This is a genomic window from Bacteroides caecigallinarum (genome assembly GCF_021531075.1).
In the GTDB taxonomy this organism is placed as follows: domain Bacteria; phylum Bacteroidota; class Bacteroidia; order Bacteroidales; family Bacteroidaceae; genus Phocaeicola; species Phocaeicola caecigallinarum_B.
Genome location: NZ_JADYTJ010000107.1, coordinates 1 through 2,413, shown reverse-complemented (window position 1 = coordinate 2,413; position 2,413 = coordinate 1). Strand labels below are relative to the sequence as shown.

The 2,413-nt window shown below is 30.8% G+C and carries 3 protein-coding genes; 2 read left to right on the top strand and 1 reads right to left on the bottom strand.

Annotation, left to right across the window (positions count from 1 at the left end; all coding sequences use genetic code 11):
- Both I6E11_RS14430 and I6E11_RS14425 read left to right on the top strand, forming a co-directional pair.
- Positions 1-854 (top strand): hypothetical protein (locus tag I6E11_RS14430; RefSeq protein ID WP_235338808.1); only part of this gene is annotated, 854 nt, incomplete at its 5' end.
- 161 nt (positions 855-1,015) lie between these two features.
- Positions 1,016-1,645: a recombinase family protein gene (locus I6E11_RS14425; protein ID WP_235338807.1), complete on the top strand. Its 630-nt coding sequence runs from the start codon at positions 1,016-1,018 to the stop codon at positions 1,643-1,645.
- A gap of 49 nt (positions 1,646-1,694) precedes the next feature.
- Here the strand turns inward: I6E11_RS14425 and I6E11_RS14420 are convergent, their stop codons facing one another.
- Positions 1,695-2,225, bottom strand: a complete 531-nt coding sequence (locus tag I6E11_RS14420) for a hypothetical protein (protein ID WP_235338806.1) — start codon at positions 2,223-2,225, stop codon at positions 1,695-1,697.
- Positions 2,226-2,413: the final 188 nt, after the last annotated feature.

Here is a 2,413-nt window from a genome sequence, read left to right as displayed (position 1 = left end):
AAGGAAATATTCTTTATTATAAATATAAACAAGATAAACCTTACAACTTATTATTTATGATTAACTACGAACATAATGAGTTAGTATTAGAGTTTACAGGTAAAATTTTACTTGATAAATATCCAAATCTTATCAACCAAAACAACATAAAAGACTGTCTATCGCAAATAAATAAGTTAGGGCTTTGTTATTTAGATATAGATGCCATAATTCATAATAGCGAGGTTGTTAAATGTGATGTAACAAAAGATGTTGAATTTGATTGCATAGACAGAATATTAAAAAACATAAGACCCAACATTGTAAACCACAATAAATGGAAAGATAAACCCTATCGAGGGAAAGAAGGTATAGTATTGGGGAATATAGCTAAAACGCCAAAACATAAGAAGCGACTGATAATATATGATAAAGCCAAGGAATTAAATTCCGCAGATAACAAAGAATTTTTGTTAGCCTGCACAAATTCAGAAGAAATACTATTATATTTCAAAAATAAAATACGCTTTGAGCTTAATCTTAACACAATGGAGCAAATAAGACTGTTACTAAACATTCCAAATAATAGCCTTATGTCCGTATTAAATTCATGCGGTAATCCTATTTTATCGGTAATTGATGAGGCTCTTGTCTATAGCGACTTTCAGGAGTCACCTATGACTTTAAGAGATTATGAACATAGCCTCCTACTTAAGGAATGTAACTATGATTTGAGTGCCGTTGAGGCTAAAATCAGGACATTAGTGAGTAAGAACACCTGTATAAAACGTGTAATGCAGCCGTACAAGGAGGTATATGCCCAAATACAAGCCTCATCATGCCAACGATTGAATATAAGAGAATTAATAGCATAACTGTATTCAAGTAATATGTGTATTCAAATAAATCAGTAAACCAATAAGAATACACTTATACTATGTATTCATTTTATTCTTTGATTTATTTGCATACAATAAAAGAATTTTTTATCTTTGTATCATAGATAAGATGAGTATATAACAAAAAATCATATAATATGAATGCCGTAATTTATGCAAGAGTTTCAAGTACTACCGACCGTCAAAATACCGAAAGACAAGTTGAGGATTTGAAAAAATATGCCGATTACAAAGGATATGAAGTTATTCATGTTTTTGAAGAAAAAATAAGTGGGGCAAAGAAAAATACAGAGCGTAAAGTTCTTGTTGAGGCTTTAGACTACTGCGAAACACATCATATAGATATCTTATTAGTGTCAGAACTTTCTCGTCTTGGACGTAATGCGTTTGAAGTACTTGAAACAGTCAAACATTTAGTTGACAAAAATATAAATTTATATATGCAAAAGGAACAATTCACATTATTGGACGATAAGGGTGATACATCTATGTTTGCACCGATTATGATTGCAACGCTCAGCACTTGTGCCCAACTTGAACGTGAGAATATCAAATTCAGACTAAATAGTGGTCGCCAACTCTATATTGAGAAAGGCGGTAAACTTGGACGTAAAGAAGGTTCCACAAAATCTACAGAACAAAAAGCTGAAGAATATAGACAAGTAATTAAGGAATTAAAACGAGGTATAAGTGTACGAAAAACCGCTAAACTCTGTGACGTATCACCCTCAACAGTTCAAAGAATTAAAGCAGAATTTAACCTGTAATATTATAAATAAAAGGAGGTTGCATCATTTTGATACACCTCCTTTTATATTAATGTTCTATTGGATTATCAAGTATTTTATATTTAAAAAATATATCTCCATCAATAGTGAACGTTTCATCAGGATTTGATGATGTCGTAAATGTTAAATCATTAAATCCCAATCTTCTACCTTCCGTGTTATAAGGTAATACAGTTATGTCGCCATTTTTAATTTCAGTCCTATTCATACTTACTTTTGAGCCTGATATTTCTCCTTCACCATATACAATAGCAATATGAATAGAAGAATTTTCCAAGTTTTCCCCTGTTATCATATCGCAATATCTTGGATAATATAGGATAAGCATTATAGGCTTTTCTTCACTTTCTGAAATGAATGAAGCTGTAAAACAATAGGCTTCTTCTACGGGGTCTATGAAATAATCAGCTTGTTTAATAGTATATTCAATCCCGTTAAACATAATATCATTTGCAGTAGCGTCTTTATCCGTATCGTCATTACTTTCGCAACTTGTTACACATAATGAAGAGCTAATAGTAATGATTGCAATGAACAAATAACTTATAATTTTTTTCATATCAATTTTAATTATGATTATTTACGTTTAAATACATAGTCCAAAGACGAAAGGAGACAAATAAGAACGTGGACTATTTATCTCTTTACTCAGATTTTTTGTATTAGCTGTTGTTGTCGTTGTTGTTTTTAATTATTATATCAAGAACGGCTGCAAGTTTTTGAGCACTACGAGGATTAGTATTATAT